Below are 18,609 nucleotides of genomic sequence, written 5' to 3' on the forward strand. Positions count from 1 at the left end.
GAAGGAGGGCTGAAGATGGAACAGACGCTTTCCGACAAGCTCGCGTTACTTCCAGCCAAGCCGGGCGTGTACCTGATGAAGGGGCAGTCCGGGGAAATCCTCTATGTGGGGAAGGCGAAGGTGTTGAAGAACCGGGTGCGTTCGTATTTCACCGGATCGCACGATAGAAAGACACAGGCCCTCGTCTCGAATATTCGGGACTTTGAATATATCGTCACGGACACCGTGGCAGAAGCGCTGTTGCTCGAGTGTAACTTGATTAAGCAGCATACGCCGCCGTATAACATCATGTTGCGGGACGATAAGACGTACCCGTACATTAAAATCACGAATGAAATGCACCCGCGCTTACAGATTGTTCGCCGCGTCAAACGGGATGGGGCGAAATATTTTGGCCCGTACCCGAGCGCATTTGCCGCCCAGGCCACGAAACGCCTGCTCGACAGGCTATATCCCCTGCGCAAGTGCAAGACGCTGAAAAAGCAGGTGTGCTTATACTATCATATCAACCAGTGTCTCGCGCCCTGTGAGTACGTGGTGGATGCGCCGGTGTATCAGATGATGGTCAAGGAGATCACCAATTTCTTACACGGTGGTCACCAGGATGTGGTCAAAGATTTGCAGCAAAAGATGGAGCAGGCCGCCGCTGAGTTGAATTTTGAACGAGCGGGCGAGTTGCGCGACTTAATTCGGCACATCGAACAGGTGATGGAAGAACAGAAAATCACGACGCCCGACCAAGTGGACCGGGATGTATTCGGCTTTGCCGAAGATAAGGGACTGCTGAGTGTTCAGGTGTTTTTTGTGCGGGGCGGTAAGCTAATCGAACGCTCTGTCAGCATCATGCCGCACTTTGGCGATGCGGTGGAGGATTTTATGTCGTTTGTCGAGCAGTTTTACCACGAGCGCGCGGACATCCCACGCGAGGTGCTCCTGCCGGAGGGGACCACTAGCGAGGCGCTGGTTGAGTTACTTGACGCGAAGGTCCTTGAACCGAAGCGTGGACAAAAGCGAGATCTCGTCAATTTAGCGACAAAAAATGCGCGCCAAGGGCTCGATGAAAAATTGCAATTGATGGAGCGCAACATGGATAGGACGCTGGGTGCTGTCATCGAGTTGGGCGAAGTACTCGCCATTGGTGCGCCGCGGCGGATTGAGTCGTTCGACAACTCGAATATTCAAGGGGCCGACGCTGTGGCTGCGATGGTTGTATTTGTCGACGGCAAGCCGGCGAAGTCGGAGTATCGCAAGTTCAAGATTAAGACCGTGGATGGTCCGGATGACTACGCCTCTATGCGTGAGGTGATTCGTCGGCGCTATTCCAGGCTCTTGCGAGAAGGTAGACCTTTACCTGATTTGATTGTGATTGATGGTGGTCGCGGTCAATTAAACGCGGCGCTCGATGTGTTAGAAAACGAACTGGGGTTGGAGATTCCAGTATGTGGACTGGCGAAAGACAATCGCCACAAGACGAGCCAATTGTTGTTTATGGACGAGGAACAGCCCGTACACATTGATCGGCATTCGCAGGCGTTTTACTTGCTGGAGCGGGTGCAGGAAGAGGTTCACCGGTTTGCTATCACATTTCATCGCCAGACGCGGAAAAAAACCGGATTTTCCTCTGTGCTGGATGAGATACCGGGTATTGGCCCACAGCGGCGCAAAGCGCTCATGAAACACTTTGGTTCACTGGATGCTATCGCGGCGGCAGATGTCGATGCGTTTCGCGGAATGGGCATTGGCGACAAACTGGCTCACGAGATTCTAAATCGCGTCCAGAGCCATCTCCAAGCGGCGAAAACAGCGCAGGAGAAGCGCTGACTTCGATTGTCAAAGAGAGTGGAAGGGTCGAGAAAAGCATGTGAAGTCATTTTGCTTCCTTGACCCTAGGAATTTCAATCATTACAATCTTAGGTGGAATTGAAGGCACCCTATCCGGTTGGCAGTCGCACGCGACTGCCGTTACATATGTTCTCCTGGTTAGGGGTGGAAGGGAGGCAACCTTGTGGCAGTAGCACAAGCCCAGAAGAAGAACCTTACGTTCTTATGGCGCCGGTTACATACGCTGTCCGGTGTAATTCCAGTAGGGTTGTTCCTATTGGAACACCTGTTTACGAACTCCACAGTGTTGCGCGGACCTGCTGCGTTCAACGAGGCTGTTGACGCAATTCAGACGTTGCCGTTGTTGCACTTTATCGAGTTCGTCTTCATTTTTTTGCCCATCACCTATCACGGTGTGTGGGGGCTGTATGTGGCTTTCGTATCCGGCTACAACGCAGGTCAGTATTCGTTTGGGCGCAACATCATGTTCGTGCTGCAGCGAATCACTGGGGTCATTACTTTTGTGTTCATTATTTTTCACTTGTGGACTACGCGCTTTTCTGGGAACGCGCCGACGTTTGACATGGTGCACAATCTAGTGTCCAACCCGGCGTACTTTTGGTTCATGGTTGTGGGCGTCGTCGCTGCGACGTACCACTTCGCGAACGGATTGTGGTCATTCTGTATCCACTGGGGGATTACAGTTGGCGCGCGTGCACAGCGCGTAACCGCTTGGGTGACCATGATTATTTTCGTCGTGTTGGCTGGGGTGGGCGTTGCATCGCTTATCGCGTTTACCCACGCGGCGTAAGGAGGGGACTTCATCGTGGCAGAACAAACGATTATCGTCGTAGGCGGTGGCTTGGCTGGTCTCATGACGACGATTAAGATTGCTGAAGCGGGCGTTCCAGTGAAACTGTTTTCGCTGGTTCCTGTAAAGCGGTCCCACTCTGTGTGTGCGCAGGGCGGAATCAATGGTGCCGTCAATACGAAGGGTGAGGGCGACTCGCCATGGGAACACTTTGACGACACGATTTACGGCGGAGACTTTCTCGCCAACCAACGCCAGGTGCTTGGCATGTGTGAAGCCGCGCCGGCCATTATCCACCTGATGGATCGCATGGGGGTCATGTTTAACCGCACGCCGGAAGGATTGCTCGACTTCCGCCGCTTCGGTGGCACGAAGCATCACCGCACAGCGTTTGCCGGGGCCTCGACGGGCCAGCAGTTGCTATACGCGTTGGACGAGCAAGTGCGCCGGTACGAAGTAGCAGGTCTTGTCGAGAAGTATGAAGGCTGGGATTTTCTCGGCGCCGTGATTGACGATGAGCAAATCTGTCGAGGGATTGTGGCACAAGACCTTCGTTCGATGGAAATTATGCATTTTCGAGCAGATGCCGTCGTCATGTGCACAGGTGGTAACGGTCTCATTTTCGGTAAGAGCACGAATTCGATGATCAACACCGGATCTGCTGGCTCAGAGCTCTATCAACAGGGTGTTAAATACGCCAACGGTGAGATGATTCAAGTTCACCCGACGGCCATCCCTGGCGACGACAAGTTGCGTTTGATGTCGGAGTCCGCACGCGGTGAAGGTGGACGGATTTGGACGTACAAGGATGGCAAGCCGTGGTACTTCCTCGAAGAGATGTATCCGGAATATGGAAACCTGGTGCCGCGTGATGTCGCGACGCGCGCGATTCACAAGGTGTGCGTCGAGATGGGTCTTGGTGTTGACGGACAAAACCAAGTCTATCTTGATCTCTCCCATATCCCTGCGAATGTCCTCAATGTGAAATTGGGTAACATCCTTGACATCTACGAGAAATTTGTCGGTGATGATCCACGAAAAGTGCCGATGCGCATTTTCCCGGCGGTGCACTACTCGATGGGTGGTCTTTGGGTCGACATTGACCAGATGACAAATATCCCTGGATTGTTCGCTGCGGGCGAGGCGGAGTATCAATATCACGGCGCAAACCGCTTGGGTGCCAATTCGCTGCTGTCGTGTATTTATGGCGGCATGGTCGCCGGACCGAACGCGGTGCGCTATGCAAAGAACATCAAGAAATCGGTCGACAGCCTTCCAGAGTCACTGTTTGAATCGTACACAAAGAAGTATCAGGACGACTTTGAGAGCATTCTTAAGATGGAAGGCGACGAGAATCCATACCAATTGCACCGCGAACTGGGTCAATGGATGAACGACAACGTCACGGTCGTTCGCGTTAACGAGCGCCTCAAGAAGACCGACGAAAAAATTCAGGAACTGCAAGAGCGTTTCAAGCGGATCCACATGGCGGACACGTCGCGCTGGGAGAACCAAATGGCCCAGTTTACGCGCCACTTGCGCAACATGTTGCACATGGCCCGCGTGATTACGCTTGGCGCATTAAACCGCAACGAGAGTCGCGGTGCGCATTACAAGCCGGAATTCCCAGAGCGGGATGATGAAAACTTCCTAAAGACCACGATTGCGGAATTCACGCCAGATGGTCCGAAGCTTTCATACGAGGATGTCGATGTGTCGCTGATTAAGCCGCGTCTTCGCAACTACGCCGTGAGTAAGGAGGAGACGAAAGAGTGAGCGTCAGCAATGAAGCAGTCGCAACTGCAACTCGTACCGTCCATCTGATTATTGAGCGGCAAAAAGACCCAAGCTCAGCACCATACAAGCAGGAGTTCGTCGTTCCTTACAGACCAGGTATGAACGTCATCGCATGTTTGATGGAGATTCAGCGCAATCCGAAGGACAAGGATGGCAATCCGGTTGCGCCGGTCACATGGGAAATGAACTGCCTGGAAGAGATTTGCGGCGCCTGTACGATGGTCATCAATGGGCGCCCTCGTCAGGCTTGTTCAACGCTGGTCGATAAGCTGGAACAACCGATTACCGTTCGCCCGATGCGAACATTTCCTGTGGTTCGCGACCTGGTGGTAGATAGAAGTCGGATGTTCGACGCGCTCAAGCGCGTCAAGGCGTGGGTGCCGATTGACGGTACTTACGACTTGGGGCCTGGTCCGCGCATGTCGGCGAGAGACCAGCAGACGGCCTATGAGTTGTCGCGGTGTTTCACGTGCGGTGCTTGTGTAGAGGCGTGCCCGAACGTGAACGACAAAAGTTCGTTTATTGGACCGTTCGCCATTTCGCAGGCGCGCCTGTTCAACATGCATCCAACGGGCGCAATGAACAAGGAGGACCGCTTGGAAGCATTGATGGGCGAAGGCGGCATTCAAGAATGCGGCAACGCGCAAAACTGTGTACAGGTTTGCCCGAAGGGGATTCCGCTCACGACGTCTATCGCAGCGATGAATCGCCAGGTGACCTACCACGCATTAGGTGCTTGGCTGCGTAAGTAATCTTATGACGAGGCCCGTTGGGCCTCGCATTTGGTTTTAGGTTCCAGCCGCATGGTCATACTGTGACGGAGAGGATGTGACCATGCGTGCGGAATCGAAAATTTGAAGCTGCAATGATTATCGCCATAGGCGGGCTGACGACGCTGGTGGTCGGTTCATACATTCATGATTCGGAAAGCGGAAAGCCGGATCTCATGACTCGTCAGGTCAGTCAAATGGCCAAGCGGGTAGGTGGCTGGATGATGCAACACGAAAGTTCAAACGGCGTGCAGACATCCGGGGTTACGGCGATGGCTCAGACAAGCTCAATTGCTTCTGACCAGGCGCCGAGTGCGACCGATTCGGACGCGTCTGATGCGTCGGCACCGCTGTCGTATTCGGATGATCAGCGCCTCATTAGCATCGCCAAGTCGCTATCTGGCGAATTGACACAAGCGGATTGGGACGCGATGGCGAAAGCTGTGGAGACAGAGGACTCGACAGATGCGGCAAAGACGTTGAAGCAAATTTTGTGGACGAAGCTGTCAACTGAGGATCAACAGTGGGTGTTGGCTCACTTCCAAGGGAAGCAGGCGTTCGGCCCCGATGATGTCGTTCTGGTAAAAGACGTGATTCAGGAGGTTCAAAGTATGTTGACACCTGATGAGCGGTCGCTTTTGCAGCAGCAACTGGCGCATTTGGGGATAGATATTGGCCAGTGAGGTGTGACCTGTGCGTACACCCCGCTGGCGCACTTTCGTCGAGTGGGGGACGACTATGAATACGGAGACGATGCAAATTCGTCGGAGGAAGCGGCAGACTTCGAGTTTTATCACACTTGTGGTCGTACTGATTGTACTTATCGTTGGCAGTTTCTTTCTGTTGCGACCGGTGATGAAAAACCAGAATTCGCCGATTGCTGTGACGCAGCGGTTTATCGGTTATGTCGAGTTGAAACAGTTCGACGACGCCCGCGAATTAATGACACCATCGTTTCAAGATGTAAATGGTTGGCATGGAATATTGTTCAGTTTGTACTCTTCATTGGATCCGGCAGAGGCTGGGTACCAAGTGATTAAGGAGCAAAATGGCATCGCCCAAGTCCAGTTCTCCAACGAGTCTGGTGGATACTTGTTCTTGAAACAAGTGAACGGGCAGTGGCGGGTTGCAAGCCCAAGTGAAGTGCCCGCTTCGATGTCGGGGCAGACAACGACGTCCACGGACAGCACGACTGCGAACGGACAATAAAAGGAAATCTACGGATTTGATAAAACGTCGATCCCACCGTCGGATCGACGTTTTTGTCTGCCCTCGTCGATGTGTGCGTCTGGGACACGCGAATGATTTTGTGGTATCATGTAGGATTGAGAATGGTATGGAGGTGATTCGCAACGATGAGTCAGTATCAAGTTCTTTTGTATTACATGTATACCCCGATTGAAAATCCTGACCAATTCGCGAGCGAACATACGGCGCTGTGCGAATCACTGGGTCTTTTGGGGCGGATTATCGTTGCGGCGGAAGGCATCAACGGCACAGTTTCCGGTACGGTTGCGTCCACCGAGGAATATATGCGCGTGATGCACGAAGATGCCCGCTTTAAAGATATGGTGTTCAAGGTCGATGAGGCGGATGGTCACACGTTTAAACGGTTGTCGGTTCGCGTGAAGAATGAAATTGTCAACTTCCGCTTGGAAGAGGATGTAGACCCACGCCGCCTGACTGGTCAGAAGTTAGATCCGAAGCGGTTCCACGAAATGTTGCAGCGTGACGACGTGGTCGTGATTGACGGGCGTAACGATTATGAGTATGAGATAGGTCATTTCCGCAACGCTATCAAGCCGGAAGTCAAGGCGTTCCGCGAATTCCCCAAGTGGTTTGAACAGCATAAGGATGAGTTCAAAGGGAAGAAGGTACTCACCTATTGCACAGGTGGTATCCGTTGCGAAAAGCTGTCGGGTTATTTAGTTCGTGAGGGGCTTTCGGAGGTCTACCAATTGGATGGTGGCATTGTTACGTACAGCAAAGACCCTGAAGTGCGCGGACACTTATTTGATGGAAAGTGCTATGTGTTTGACGAACGCATCGCGGTGCGCGTCAATTACACCGATGAAGACGTCGTGGTCAGCCGCTGTGAACACTGCGGACAGTCGTGCGACAGGTACGTCAATTGTGGATACCTTGATTGCCATCGACAGCACCTGTGTTGTGAGGCTTGTGAAGTGGAGATGCGTGGGTTTTGCAGCAGTGAATGTGAGCGCGCTGCGAAGGAGAATGACCGCGTAGACCCACTTGTGGAACACTTGCAACCCAGTCATTCGACCACCTGATGATGACAAAGAGACCAGTCTACGCGAAGGCGGGAGGCTGGTCTTTTTTATGTCGACGGGGTGTCTTCGGCGCGGCGCATCGTAGGTGGCAAAAAACCGTTTTGATTGCGGAATACGTGATGTTGTCCGAACACTGCGACAAAGTGCTGGTATGCCTTGTGTAAGGCGGCCTTTGTGTACCATTTGGACAATTCATCCGCGTGGTATTTGCGATGGATTTGGAGCGCTGCCGTGCGGCGCCCGTTGGCACCATCGCCTGTGAAATAGTCGTCGAGTACGACGTCTTGCGTCACGTTCCGGAGCAGTTCGGGAAACTGTGGCCCGAACGGCAGGATAGGGGATACCGCGACCTGCGTTTGCACGCCCTCGTCTTGTAGTGCCGCCAGTGCTTGCATCCGGGCTGCGATAGGTGGCGCGTGTGGGGTGAAACGCTTGCGCACCTCTTCGCTGTCGGTCTCGATGGTGAGGCTAACGAGCGCCTTGTTCCCGAGTGCGCGTATGCGGTCGGCGTCGTTTGCCACTAGTGGTGACCTTGTTTGAATTAGGAGAAAATCAAATACGTCGAGATCTTGCAAAAGGATATCGAGAATTTGGCGCGTCCGGTGCATCTGCGCCTCCACAGGTTGGTAAGGGTCTGTGCTGGATGACATAAAAATGTTGACGCTTCCGCGCCTGCGGGCCGACTGCAACTCTCGTACGAATGCGCGTCCGTCAATCTGCTTGACGTCTACGTAGGTTCCCCAATCACCTGGATGAAAACGAGCCACTGGTAGCGCGCGGACGTAGCAGTAGTGGCACCCGTAAACACATCCGACGTAGGGATTGAGCGTGTAGTCATAACCAGCGAGATAGCCGTTGGTTTTGGTCAGCAGCTGGCGCGGTGTTGTTTCCCGAATATCGATTTGGCTCGTGGTGACTCCCTTCTTTCTCGCTCAGCGGATTGACTTCAAGGACGCTGGTCACTTTCTTTTGAAGCAAGATGCTTTGCCAACTTTTCTGCAACTGTGTGGTAGATTATACACAGTAGGTCTTTAGCGTGCATCTCTATCAATAGATTTTCTTGGTGAATGGAGGACTCATAGGTGGCATACGATTTTGACTCGGTCATTTCTAGGCGTCAAACAGGCGCATCGAAGTGGGATACATTGAAGGAGCGGTTTGGACGGGAAGATGTATTGCCGATGTGGGTGGCGGACATGGACTTTGCGTCGCCGCCTTGTGTGCAGCAGGCGCTTATCGAACGTGCGCAACACGGTGTATATGGTTATGCGGTGCGCACTGATGAATACTTCGAAAGCATTATGGGTTGGATGAAGAATCGGCATGGTTGGACGATTGAGCGCGATTGGATTGCCTCCGCAACGGGGGTTGTGCCAGCTTTAACATTGATTGTCCAGGCGTTCACGGAGGAAGGCGACGGGGTGCTTATCCAGCCACCTGTCTATTATCCGTTCAAGCGTGTGATTCAGGCTTGGGACAGAAAGGTTATTGAGAATCCGCTTGTGTACCGAGATGGCCAATACGAAATCGATTTTGCTGATTTGGAAGAGAAGGCCAAACAGGCTAAAGTGATGTTCCTGTGTAGCCCGCACAACCCTGTGGGCCGGGTGTGGCGCGAAGATGAACTGCGCCGTATCGGAGAGATCTGTTTGCGCCATCAGGTAATGGTAGTGGCAGATGAAATTCACGCGGACTTGGTTTATCCCGGTTACCGGCATATTCCGTTCGCAAGTTTGTCTGAGGCGTTTGCTGCTTCTTCCATCACTTGTGCCGCACCAAGTAAGACGTTTAACCTGGCTGGTCTCAATACGGCGTATACCGTGATTCCGAATGCCGCGCTCAAGGCTCGCTATGAACAGATGGCGGCGAAGGCGTCAATGGGATCCATCAATGTCTTTGGCGTTCACGCGATGGCAGCGGCGTATCGGGAGGGCGGCCCATGGTTGGATGAATTGATTGCCTACCTCGAAGGAAATCTTCGCTTCCTCAAGGAATTTGTTGCACAGAAACTGCCGGAATTGCAGGTTGTTGAGCCGCAGGGGACGTATCTCGTTTGGGTGGACTGCCGACGTCTGGGCTTTGCCAAGGAGGAACTGGACCGGTTCTTGGTTCACGAGGCAGGTCTGGCATTCGACGAAGGACATCTGTTTGGAGACGAAGGTGTCGGCTTCCAGCGGATTAACATCGCTTGCCCGCGCTCGTTGCTCGAACAGGGTCTAAACCAGTTACATGATGCGGTTGAGCGCGTTGTTCGCGCGCGCGTGTGACGGTGCCGTGAGCTGCGTTTGTGAGCCCGCGCGGGCGTGAACGGAGAGGCACTCGCCCATCGTGTCAATTCACGGCACGCGGCAGACGGCGATTTCATACTATACCCTGACTGTATCCCGCTCTTGTATTCAATTTGAACAAGGAGGGATAAGGGGATGTCTTCTGGAAAGGACTCGCGCGTGAAATCGTTGCTCACAAACCGTGAACGGGAGGTGTTTGAACTTCTCGTTCAGGATAAGACCACCAAGGAAATCGCCGCCCAACTCTTTGTCAGTGAGAAAACCGTTCGGAACCATATTTCGAATGTCATGAAGAAATTAAACGTCAAGGGCCGGTCGCAAGCGGTGGTCGAGTTGGTCCGTCTGGGCGAGCTGACGATTTGAACCGAACACCCCTACTTTTCTGTAGGGGTGTTCTGCGTGGCAGGATTCTTTATTGTAACGTCAAATTTTTATTACGCATGCGGCTAGAATTAGTGGATGACTACGCTCGGAATTGGTGGACAAGCCTGTTTTTATTGACCGCAGATTTTGTCGAAGGTACTATTTATGTCATCTGTAGGTAAACGGGGTGTGTGCCAGGTGTCGCAGGAATACTCGGATTACGTCGTGGAGATTGAACAGTGTCTTCGCTTGGTCTCCTCTGCCGTGCGGCGAAAGGGCCGGACGCTGCTCGCGGAATACGGCATTACCTCGCCTCAATTGGATGCGCTCATCGTGTTAGATCGAGAAGGCGAGTTGACGATTGGCGAATTGAGCGGCAAGCTATATTTGGCCTACAGCACGACGACAGATTTGGTGGACCGATTGGAAAAAGCGTCCTATGTGACGCGTCAGCGCGGCACTGACGACCGGCGAGTGGTCCGGGTGCGGCTGGAGCCACATGGCGTTCGATTGATTGAAGGCGTTCTAACCGCGCGCCGTAAATACTTAGATGCGGTATTGGCCACGGTTGATACCCATACACGAAAGACAATTTTGGATTCACTTGAAGTATTACATATGAATATGGCTAATCAGTAAGAGTCCCTTTTGAGACGGCAAGGAGCGTTACCATGAAGGCGTGTGAGCAACCCATTGGCATATTTGATTCTGGGGTCGGAGGCTTAACGGTAGCGCGTGCGATACAAACACAACTGCCGCAGGAGTCAGTGATGTATTTTGGCGATAGGGCGCGGTGTCCATATGGAGATCAGGCACCAGAGGACGTATTGCAGTACGCGGTGGAAATTTCTGAATTTCTGTTAGGCCAGCCCGTAAAATGTCTGGTTATTGCTTGTAACACCGCGACGGCCGTTGCTTTGGAGGCGTTACAGGCCAAATTTCCGGTGCCGATTTTAGGGGTTATCGAGCCTGGCGCTGCAGCGGCTGTGGCGACGACGAAAAATCGGCGAATTGGGGTCATTGGAACCAGTGTAACCATTCAAAGTCATGCTTACCGCAAAGCAATTTTGGCTTTGGACAGCCGGATGCACGTCGTGGAACACGCGTGTCCTGAATTCGTGCCTCTGGTGGAACGAGGTCAGCTGGATGGGCCTGTCGTCGAGCAGGTGGTCAGAGATGCGCTTTCGGTGTTTGCTGAGAGTGGTGTTGATACTCTCGTGCTTGGATGTACACATTATCCGCTGTTACAACCTGTCATCCGACGCGTGTTGGGGCCGCTTGTCCATGTAATTTCGTCGGCGGAAGCGACGGCGCGGGTATTGCGAGAAGAGCTCGTGGTCAGTGACTTGCTGAATCGCAACAAAGGCCCCGTTGCCCATCGTTATTTTACGACTGGAGACGGAGCAAAAATGAGATTGGCCCTTGCGAACTGGTTCAAGACGCCGGTCGCTTCTGATGCGGTCGTACCCGTCGGCCTGCCGCTTCCGTCACATGCTGTCGTTCGGCATGCGGCTGTACACTAAGGAGGATGGTCATTGAAACTGGTCATTGCGACGCATAATGCACACAAGGTCTCGGAATTCCAAGCGTTGCTTGCGATTCCGGGCCTTGAGGTGAAGCCGCTCCCGCCAGGGCTTCCGGACGCGCCGGAAACGGGTGCGACGTTTTTGGAAAATGCCCAGATGAAGGCTCGGTTTTACGCTGAGTACGTTCCGGACTTGGTCCTTTCTGACGATTCCGGTCTCGAAGTCCCTTTGCTCGGCGGGGAACCTGGAATTTATTCTGCGCGTTATGCAGGGACACACGGGGACGACGTGGCAAACAATCAAAAATTGATTGCGCGTCTACACGAACAGGGTGTCACGCAAGCGGACGCAGCATTTGTTTGCGCTTTGGCCGTCTGTCGAAATGGACAACTGCTGGTGTCGGTGGAGGGCCGCGTGAAGGGTGATGTGTTTGATGATGTTCGCGGCCAATCTGGTTTCGGGTATGATCCCTTATTTCAGCCGAAGGGTGCCTCGCGGCGTTTTGGCGAGATGTCTGCTTCCGAAAAGGCACAGTATTCGCACCGGGCGCTGGCGGTTCAACTGTTGCGACAACGGCAAAAGGAGTGGCTTGACGGGTGAAACTGTGCATTGTCAGCGATACACATTTGCGAACGGAGGAATTACACGCCGCCGCACTCGTCGCTGCTGACGCAGATTTGATTCTGCACGCTGGGGACGAAGTTGCTGATGCCAAGTGGCTGACGGCTTATGTCGATGTTCCGGTCATTGGTGTCGCTGGCAACTGGGATACGCCAACGCAGGAATATCCATTGGAGCGCGTTGTCGCGGCGGACGAGCCGATTTTGTTGGTGCACGGCCACCGACTTGGCGTCAAAGCTTCCTTGTGGCCGCTGGTTGAGCGCGCAAAGGCGGTTGGCGCTCGGGTGGCGGTGTACGGGCACACGCACATTCGCTATGTTGGCGTGGAAGATGGCGTGTTGGTGGTCAATCCGGGCAGTTTGGCACAACCGCGGGGTGGCAATCCGGCGACTTTCGCGCGCGTCGACTCGACGAGGACAAGTTCTGGTATTCATTATCGGGTGGAGCATTGGACGACTGCGGGCGCGGTTGTGTCGGAATTCGAGTGGTTCGTCGAAAAATAGCCAAAAAATGATGAACTGAGACAGTCTTGATATCCTGACGGGTATCGTCTACACTGTCAAAGGTAACCTTGCCGAGATGCGGGTGTAGTTCAATGGTAGAACTTCAGCCTTCCAAGCTGATAGCGTGGGTTCGATTCCCATCACCCGCTCCATGGGTCTCAGTAGCTCAGCAGGATAGAGCAACAGCCTTCTAAGCTGTGGGTCGGGGGTTCGAATCCCTCCTGGGACGCCACGCTGGCGCTACCCGAGCATCCCTTTGGGTGGTCCGGATTGATGTACTTCGGACACCGCCTGTCGGGATGCTCGATTCGCAGATGAGGGCTACGGTGCTGGCGGGCGGTTCTATAGGCTCGGTACAGGATAGCCTTTTGGGCATGCCATAAGCCATACATACTGATGTGGTGGCGTTCTGAAGATTTGGTTCGTACAGCGCGGGCCGTTGATTGTTGGGAGGAAGTAATGCATGACAGCGAAGTGGGAAAAGACAGAGGCCAATGTTGGCGTATTGGAAGTCGAGGTGACCAGTGAGCGTTTTAAGGCTGCACTCGACGACGCCTTTAAAAAGGTCGTTAAAGATGTGAATGTTCCAGGTTTCCGCAAAGGGAAGGTACCCCGCCGTATTTTTGAACAGCGTTTTGGCGTAGAGGTACTGTATCAGGATGCGGTAGACTTGGTTTTGCCTGAGGCATATGAACAAGCTGTTGCGGAGACGGGGATTGAACCGGTAGATCGGCCATCGGTCGATTTGGTTCAAGTGGAAAGCGGCAAACCGTTTGTCTTCAAGGCGACCGTCACCGTCAAACCAGAAGTTCAGCTTGGCGAGTACAAGGGTGTCACCATTGAGGACAAGACCTTCGAGGTGACAGATGAGACTTTGGCTGAAGAAATTGAGCAAGTCTTGAAGAGTCACGCGACGGTCGAAGTCGTCGAAGACGGTGAAGTTCAAGACGGCGACACCGTGAGCATTGATTTCCTCGGCAAGGTGGACGGGGAAGCCTTTGAAGGTGGCGAAGCGGAAAACTTTGAGCTGGAGATTGGCTCAGGTACCTTTATTGGCGGTTTTGAAAGCCAACTTGTCGGCATGAAACCCGGCGAAGAGCGCGATATCGAGGTCACGTTCCCAGAGGACTACCACGTAAAATCGCTGCAAGGAAAAGCCGCTACATTCCACGTGGTACTTCACGATATCAAGCGCAAGGTACTGCCGGAGTTGACCGATGAATTCGTTCAGGAAGTCAGCGAATTCGAGACCGTCGACGAGTACCGTGCGGACATGAAGAAGCGTCTGGAAGAGCGGGCAAAGCAAGACCATGACCGCTATGTCGAAGATGAAGTGGTGAAGAAGGTTACGGAGAATGCGACCATCGACCTTCCTGAGGTGATGGTAAATCACGAAATCGACCACCAACTCAATTCGTTCGCACAGCAACTGCAAATGCAGCAAATTCCGTTTGACGCGTACTTGGAATTCACAGGTACCAGTTTGGATGAGCTTCGTGAGCAGTTCCGCGAAGCGGCTGAACAGAGCGTCCGTACGGCCCTCGTGCTGGAAGCCATCACGGCGAAGGAAGGCATTCAGGTGTCCGACGATGAGGTTGCGGCTGAGTTGCAGAAACTCGCTGAGAGCTCTGGGTTGGAGTTAGAGCGCGTTCGTGAGATCATGAGCGTCCGTGACCCGAACTTGGAATCGTTCAAACGCGACTTGGCAACGCGCAAGACCATCGAATTGCTTGTGCAAAATAGCAAAATCGCGTAATTTGAGGTACACTGTAGATAATTGAATGCACTTGTGATACGCAAGACAAGGGGACATTGTCTCCTTGTCTTGTCACACACTCGGCATGCTTTGCGAGGAGGAGTCGCGGTGAGTCTTATACCGTACGTGATTGAACAGACCAGTCGTGGGGAGCGCTCGTACGACATCTACTCACGCTTGCTCAAAGATAGAATTGTGCTCTTGGGGACACCTATCGATGACAACGTCGCTAATGCTATCGTCGCGCAGTTGCTCTTCTTGGCGGCGGATGACCCCGAACGGGACATTCAATTGTACATCAACAGTCCCGGTGGTTCTGTTACAGCAGGACTAGCCATATATGATACTATGCAGCACATTCGGCCTGCCGTTTCCACCATGTGTGTGGGATTGGCCGCAAGTATGGGTGCTTTCCTCCTTGCCGCTGGTGAAAAGGGGAAGCGTTACGCGCTTCCGAATGCCGAGATTATGATTCACCAACCGCTTGGCGGCGTTCAGGGCCAGGCGTCGGACATTCAAATCCATGCGGAGTGGATGTTAAAGACGAAAGATAAGCTCAACCGTATTTTGGCAGAACGCACGGGTCAACCCTTCGACCGGATTGTGGAGGATACGGACCGCGATAACTTCATGTCAGCGGATGAAGCTTGTGCCTATGGGTTGGTTGATGAGGTGCTTACTCAGAGCCCGTCGCAGGCATAACAGGAATCGTTTGACGGACACACTGCAAAGAGACGTCCGTTTTGGATTGAGCGCTCGTTGTGGTAACCTCGATTTGGGGAGGGAACAAAAGCATGTTCAAGTTTAATGAGGAAAAGGGCCAACTGAAGTGCTCGTTCTGTGGGAAGACGCAAGAACAGGTTCGCAAGTTGGTTGCTGGTCCCGGCGTATATATCTGTGATGAGTGCATTGAGTTGTGTAACGAAATTGTCGAAGAACAGCTGGGCGAAGAAGAAGAATTTGAACTGAAGGACGTGCCCAAACCGACTGAGATCAAGTCCATTCTCGACCAGTATGTGATTGGGCAGGAACAAGCGAAGCGTTCGCTCTCCGTTGCAGTTTACAATCACTACAAACGGATTAATGCGGGTTCGCAAAAGAGCGAGGACGTTGAGTTGGCGAAGAGTAACATTTTGCTGATTGGACCGACAGGCAGTGGTAAAACGCTGTTGGCACAAACGTTGGCCCGCATTTTGAACGTACCTTTTGCAATTGCGGATGCGACATCGCTGACAGAGGCTGGTTATGTTGGTGAAGACGTCGAAAACATCCTTTTGAAACTTATACAGGCCGCGGATTATGATATCGAGAAAGCGGAACGGGGTATCATTTATATCGACGAGATCGATAAAATTGCCCGCAAGTCGGAGAACCCGTCTATCACGCGCGACGTGTCGGGCGAAGGCGTACAGCAGGCTCTCCTGAAAATTCTCGAGGGAACGGTTGCCAGTGTCCCGCCGCAGGGTGGCCGGAAACATCCGCATCAAGAATTTATTCAAATTGATACGACCAACATCTTGTTTATATGCGGTGGGGCGTTTGACGGTATTGAACCGATTATCAAGCGCCGTCTTGGCAGCAAGGTGATTGGTTTTGGCAGTGCGGGTGCGCAAGAACAAAAGGACACGGCGATTATGCACAATGTCCTGCCCGAGGATTTGCTGAAATTCGGTTTGATTCCAGAGTTTATTGGACGTTTGCCGGTGCTGACGACGCTTGACGCACTTGACGAAGAAGCGTTGAAGAGAATCTTGGTCGAGCCGAAGAACGCACTCGTCAAACAGTTCCAGAAGCTGCTTGATATGGACAATGTAGTGCTTGAATTCCACGACGATGCTTTGTCGACTATCGCGAAGGAAGCGATTCGTCGGGGAACGGGTGCGCGTGGTTTGCGGGCGATTATTGAGTCCATTATGTTGGACGTCATGTACGAGCTACCGTCTCGAGATGATATTCAGAAGTGTATCATTACGCAGGAAGCGGCTCTCCGGGAGGATGCGCCGATTGTCCTCAAAAAAGATGGTACGACCATTCCGTTTACGACACACAAGTCGGAAGAAACGGCGTAACGAACGATTTAGTCGACTCGGAACGAACAAAGGCGATGGGGATGTTATCGGGCATCCTCATCGCCTTTTTGTGCATCTTAGTATTTGATATTTATGGCTTGGCACGCGAAATCGCATACTCGCTCGTCTCAAGTGTTTATTGGCTGGGTGGGGCGGAAATACTGGAGCTATTGTTTGTCACAACAATGGGAGGGGACAGCATGACTGCCAGTATTCTTGCGGCTATTCAGATATTCTTCGCGATTGTGATAGGGCTCTACTTTTGGAACCTACTCAAATCGCAAAACCACAATAAACATGCAATAGAACGTGAATCTCGTAAAGAGTTGGACAAATTGCGAAAGATGCGCGCGATTTCATTGACGGTGCCACTTGCGGAGAAGACGCGTCCAGCGAGTATCGACGATATTATCGGTCAACGTGATGGGCTGAAGGCGTTACGGGCAGCTTTGTGTGGGCCAAATCCACAACATGTCATTGTCTATGGCCCGCCGGGCGTCGGAAAGACGGCAGCGGCCCGGGTGATTTTGGAGGAAGCGAAGAAAAGCCCGCAATCTCCATTTCGGCCAGAGGCGAAGTTTATAGAGTTGGACGCGACGACAGCACGGTTTGATGAACGGGGTATTGCTGATCCCCTGATTGGATCCGTCCACGATCCTATTTATCAGGGTGCCGGCGCGATGGGCGTGGCTGGTATTCCGCAGCCGAAACCGGGTGCCGTGACGAAGGCACACGGTGGGGTGTTGTTTATCGACGAAATTGGCGAATTGCACCCGATTCAGTTAAATAAGTTACTGAAGGTCCTCGAGGATAGGAAGGTGTTTCTTGAGAGTGCTTACTATAGCAGTGAAGATCAAAATATTCCGATGCACGTGCATGACATTTTTCAAAATGGCTTGCCCGCAGATTTTCGGTTAGTCGGTGCGACCACACGGTCACCGGAGGAATTGCCGCCAGCAATTCGATCTCGCTGCGTCGAAATTTTCTTCCGGCCATTATCGCAGTCGGAAATCTACGAAGTTGTCATGGGTGCTGCAGAAAAACTTGAAATGCCGCTGGCGCCTGGCGTCGCTACAGAGATTACGCAATACGCGACAAACGGTCGCGATGCCGTGAACATTGTTCAGGTAGCAGGGAGTGTGGCATTGGCGGAAGGTCGACATGAAATCGGTCTGGAAGACGTCGAGTGGGTGATTCAATTTAGTCATATCAGTCCTCGGCCGGACAAAAAGATCGCCAGTGAACCACAGATTGGCGTAGTCAATGGCTTGGCTGTCTATGGCCCGCAGATGGGATTGTTGCTGGAAATTGAAGTAACTGCGGAACGGGTAGAGGATGGGCGCGGACAACTCACCATCACGGGGTTGGTGGAAGAAGAGACGATAGGTGGCCGCGAGCGGAGTATGCGACGCAAAAGCATGGCCAAAGGGTCGCTCGATAACGTGTTGACGACGCTCAAACGCGTTTTTAAATTAGATGCGGCGAACTATCATATTCACATCAATTTTCCGGGCGGCATGCCAGTGGACGGTCCGAGTGCTGGCGTTGCCATGGCAGTGGCTATTTACTCAGCGATGGTCAAACGGCCCGTGCTGAATACGATTGCGATGACGGGGGAACTCTCAATCCGTGGTCTTGTTCGACCCGTCGGTGGCGTTCCAGCTAAGGTTACAGCGGCCGTTGAGGCGGGTGCGAATGTCATTCTCGTGCCAAAGGCCAACTGGCAGGAGACGTTCCGTCACATCGAAGGGGCGAAGGTCGTGCCAGTGGAACGCTTGGAGGATGCTCTGAAATTTGCACTGGTCGGCGGGATTGAAGAGGATTATCTCGTACCGACAAAAGATGTTCTGCCAGGCCAGGTAGGTGGGGGACTGACCTCAGCCCAGGGATGATCTTCGATAGGGCGTGCGCACGATGGGTGCGGACGATGCGCCGAAGAAAAAGTGTGCGAGCAAATTAGACTTCGCGTTTTGCTTTCTGTACAATGAGACCA

18 protein-coding genes and 2 tRNA genes are annotated in these 18,609 nt (G+C 52.9%); 19 read left to right on the plus strand and 1 reads right to left on the minus strand.

Annotated features, from left to right (window positions below):
- Positions 1-15: 15 nt before the first annotated feature.
- The 7 genes from uvrC (at position 16) to trhO (ending at position 7,490) form a co-directional block, all read left to right on the plus strand.
- A complete protein-coding gene (uvrC, locus tag J3482_RS01630; protein ID WP_146822720.1) occupies positions 16-1,821 on the plus strand; it encodes an excinuclease ABC subunit UvrC in 1,806 nt (601 codons plus the stop codon).
- A gap of 184 nt (positions 1,822-2,005) precedes the next feature.
- Positions 2,006-2,632 carry a succinate dehydrogenase cytochrome b558 subunit gene (locus tag J3482_RS01635; protein WP_021295750.1) on the plus strand — a complete coding sequence of 209 codons (627 nt, stop codon included), beginning with the start codon at positions 2,006-2,008 and terminating at the stop codon, positions 2,630-2,632.
- Between the two features lie 63 nt (positions 2,633-2,695).
- A complete protein-coding gene (gene sdhA / locus J3482_RS01640) occupies positions 2,696-4,408 on the plus strand; it encodes a succinate dehydrogenase flavoprotein subunit (RefSeq protein ID WP_236017782.1) in 1,713 nt (570 codons plus the stop codon).
- Positions 4,405-5,181, plus strand: a complete 777-nt coding sequence (gene sdhB, locus J3482_RS01645) for a succinate dehydrogenase iron-sulfur subunit (protein WP_146822718.1) — start codon at positions 4,405-4,407, stop codon at positions 5,179-5,181. The genes sdhA and sdhB overlap by 4 nt, the downstream gene beginning before the upstream one ends.
- An 86-nt stretch (positions 5,182-5,267) precedes the next feature.
- Complete coding sequence (locus J3482_RS01650; RefSeq protein WP_146822716.1) at positions 5,268-5,882, plus strand: hypothetical protein; 615 nt, start codon at positions 5,268-5,270, stop codon at positions 5,880-5,882.
- 55 nt (positions 5,883-5,937) lie between these two features.
- Positions 5,938-6,408: a hypothetical protein gene (locus J3482_RS01655; protein WP_146822714.1), complete on the plus strand. Its 471-nt coding sequence runs from the start codon at positions 5,938-5,940 to the stop codon at positions 6,406-6,408.
- A 146-nt stretch (positions 6,409-6,554) separates the two neighbouring features.
- Positions 6,555-7,490, plus strand: coding sequence for an oxygen-dependent tRNA uridine(34) hydroxylase TrhO (gene trhO / locus J3482_RS01660; protein WP_146822712.1), 936 nt, complete (start codon positions 6,555-6,557; stop codon positions 7,488-7,490).
- A 47-nt stretch (positions 7,491-7,537) separates the two neighbouring features.
- Here trhO and J3482_RS01665 read toward each other — a convergent pair whose 3' ends face one another.
- Positions 7,538-8,392 (minus strand): SPL family radical SAM protein, encoded by an 855-nt coding sequence (locus J3482_RS01665; protein WP_206921995.1) that lies wholly within the window; start codon positions 8,390-8,392, stop codon positions 7,538-7,540.
- A 180-nt stretch (positions 8,393-8,572) separates the two neighbouring features.
- Here J3482_RS01665 and J3482_RS01670 point away from each other — a divergent pair, with 180 nt between their 5' ends.
- From J3482_RS01670 to lonB, 12 genes are all read left to right on the plus strand, one after another.
- Complete coding sequence (locus J3482_RS01670) at positions 8,573-9,757, plus strand: MalY/PatB family protein (protein WP_146822708.1); 1,185 nt, start codon at positions 8,573-8,575, stop codon at positions 9,755-9,757.
- A gap of 156 nt (positions 9,758-9,913) precedes the next feature.
- A complete protein-coding gene (locus tag J3482_RS01675; RefSeq protein WP_021295742.1) occupies positions 9,914-10,141 on the plus strand; it encodes a helix-turn-helix domain-containing protein in 228 nt (75 codons plus the stop codon).
- A gap of 198 nt (positions 10,142-10,339) precedes the next feature.
- Positions 10,340-10,780, plus strand: a complete 441-nt coding sequence (locus J3482_RS01680; RefSeq protein ID WP_021295741.1) for a MarR family winged helix-turn-helix transcriptional regulator — start codon at positions 10,340-10,342, stop codon at positions 10,778-10,780.
- Positions 10,781-10,812: 32 nt separating this feature from the next.
- Complete coding sequence (murI, locus tag J3482_RS01685) at positions 10,813-11,664, plus strand: glutamate racemase (protein ID WP_146822706.1); 852 nt, start codon at positions 10,813-10,815, stop codon at positions 11,662-11,664.
- A 12-nt stretch (positions 11,665-11,676) separates the two neighbouring features.
- Entirely contained in the window at positions 11,677-12,267 is a 591-nt protein-coding gene (rdgB, locus tag J3482_RS01690) for an RdgB/HAM1 family non-canonical purine NTP pyrophosphatase (protein ID WP_206915420.1), read from the plus strand.
- Positions 12,264-12,791, plus strand: a complete 528-nt coding sequence (locus J3482_RS01695; protein WP_206915418.1) for a metallophosphoesterase family protein — start codon at positions 12,264-12,266, stop codon at positions 12,789-12,791. Before rdgB ends, J3482_RS01695 begins: the two co-directional genes overlap by 4 nt.
- A gap of 78 nt (positions 12,792-12,869) precedes the next feature.
- Positions 12,870-12,943: transfer RNA gene (locus J3482_RS01700), tRNA-Gly, on the plus strand.
- A gap of 3 nt (positions 12,944-12,946) precedes the next feature.
- Positions 12,947-13,023 (plus strand) — tRNA-Arg (locus tag J3482_RS01705).
- Between the two features lie 231 nt (positions 13,024-13,254).
- On the plus strand, positions 13,255-14,547 hold the full coding sequence (gene tig, locus J3482_RS01710) for a trigger factor (protein ID WP_146822698.1): 1,293 nt from the start codon (positions 13,255-13,257) through the stop codon (positions 14,545-14,547).
- 108 nt (positions 14,548-14,655) lie between these two features.
- Positions 14,656-15,249, plus strand: coding sequence for an ATP-dependent Clp endopeptidase proteolytic subunit ClpP (clpP, locus tag J3482_RS01715; protein WP_021295736.1), 594 nt, complete (start codon positions 14,656-14,658; stop codon positions 15,247-15,249).
- A 92-nt stretch (positions 15,250-15,341) separates the two neighbouring features.
- Positions 15,342-16,616 carry an ATP-dependent protease ATP-binding subunit ClpX gene (gene clpX / locus J3482_RS01720; protein WP_146822696.1) on the plus strand — a complete coding sequence of 425 codons (1,275 nt, stop codon included), beginning with the start codon at positions 15,342-15,344 and terminating at the stop codon, positions 16,614-16,616.
- A 200-nt stretch (positions 16,617-16,816) separates the two neighbouring features.
- Positions 16,817-18,508, plus strand: a complete 1,692-nt coding sequence (gene lonB, locus J3482_RS01725) for an ATP-dependent protease LonB (protein WP_146822694.1) — start codon at positions 16,817-16,819, stop codon at positions 18,506-18,508.
- Positions 18,509-18,609: the final 101 nt, after the last annotated feature.

The organism is Alicyclobacillus suci (assembly GCF_017329615.1).
Classification (GTDB): Bacteria; Bacillota; Bacilli; order Alicyclobacillales; family Alicyclobacillaceae; genus Alicyclobacillus; species Alicyclobacillus suci.